Source organism: Micrococcus lylae NBRC 15355, from assembly GCF_001570885.1.
Taxonomy (GTDB): Bacteria; Actinomycetota; Actinomycetes; order Actinomycetales; family Micrococcaceae; genus Micrococcus; species Micrococcus lylae.
Map to the genome: position 1 here is coordinate 1 of NZ_BCSN01000106.1, position 1,301 is coordinate 1,301.

Consider the following 1,301-nt stretch of genomic DNA (forward strand, 5'->3'; position numbering starts at 1 on the left):
GGGGTTATAGGCAGAAAAGTGTGTATGGCCCGGGCGTGTCAGGGCCTGTGCCTGCCGCCCCAACCGTGCTGGATCCCGTTGCCGTCTTCCCAGCTGAACCCGGTGTCGTAGAGCGCTGGCCCCAGTGGCTCCTCGATGGGTGCCTGTCGTGGGCCAGTGGTGGTCTTGTACTCATCGGTGACCAGGCTCCACGGGTCGATCGGGTGGGCAGTGAGCGAGTTCAGCAGCCAGTCCACCGCGATCACTGCGTGGGCCGTGCGCATGCCTCGGTGGGCGCGCAGCAGGGCCTTGATCGCCGCGTTCGGGCCTCCTTCCAGTGGTGAGGTCGTCCTCGGCAGCGTTGCGTTCTGCAGCTCTTGCAGTGCCGGTTCGAGCCAGGTGAACAGCTCGTTGCGGTTGATCAGTCTGCGCAGCATCGCCCGTGCTCGGCGCAGCCTGCGGTGGGTGTACCACCAGCGGGCACCGGCATGGATTCCTGTTGGTCGGGCTGCGCCGGTGCCGGCGTGGGTGCGTTCTTTCAGGAACTGTTCCCAGCGGGCGTCCCAGGAGGCGTACTCGCCCAGCCAGGCCGCGGCCGCGTCGAGGTCCTGCACCTTCATCAGAGCCTTGGTCAGGGCCAGCAGTTCCCGGCCGGGTTGAAGGCGTGGGGTCAGTGTCAGGTGCCGGCGGATGACCTGGAAGATGTGGAAGTAGCAGCGCTGCACTCGGGTGTCTGGCCAGGAGGCGGCAATCGCTGCGGCGGCCCCGGTGCCGCCGTCGATCACGACCATGCCCGGGGCGGGGATGCGGTCCAGCAGAGCGCTCCAGGCTGCTTTGGACTCCTTGTCGCACCACTGCCAGTCGATCACGTGTGTCCCGTCGTAGGCGATCAGCACGCACCAGCCCTGGAAGTAGGTGCCATCGAGCATCAGCACCGGGTGGACCACTCCGTCAGGGGTCGGGCGAGGAGGCGGCACGCGCCAGCACCAGGCGGTGCGGGCTCGGAAGGTGCGTGCTGGCATCGGCAGTCGGTGTTGTCCTGCCGGGCTCAGCAGCCAGGTGATGAACAGTCTCAGCTGCGCGGCTGCGGTGATCTCGCCGCGGGCTCTGGTGGCAGAGGCCCCGCAACAGCGGCATCGGTAGCGGGTCGTTCCGGCGCTGGTCTTGCCGTTCTTGACCAGGGGTTGGGCGCATACACCACAGTGCGGTCGGTTGCGTGGAAGGGGCACTGAACATGCTCTCAGAGCATGTTCAGCCCCCTGTTGCTCGCATGATCACTGGGCTAGAGGCCGATCGTGTACACACTTTTCTGCCTATAACCC

Annotated in this window: 1 protein-coding gene; it reads right to left on the reverse strand. The window is 66.6% G+C overall.

Annotated features, from left to right (window positions below; translation table 11 throughout):
• Nucleotides 1-38: 38 nt before the first annotated feature.
• Entirely contained in the window at nt 39-1,208 is a 1,170-nt protein-coding gene (locus MLY01S_RS11875) for an IS1249 family transposase (RefSeq protein WP_082740172.1), read from the reverse strand.
• Between the last annotated feature and the right edge of the window lie 93 nt (nt 1,209-1,301).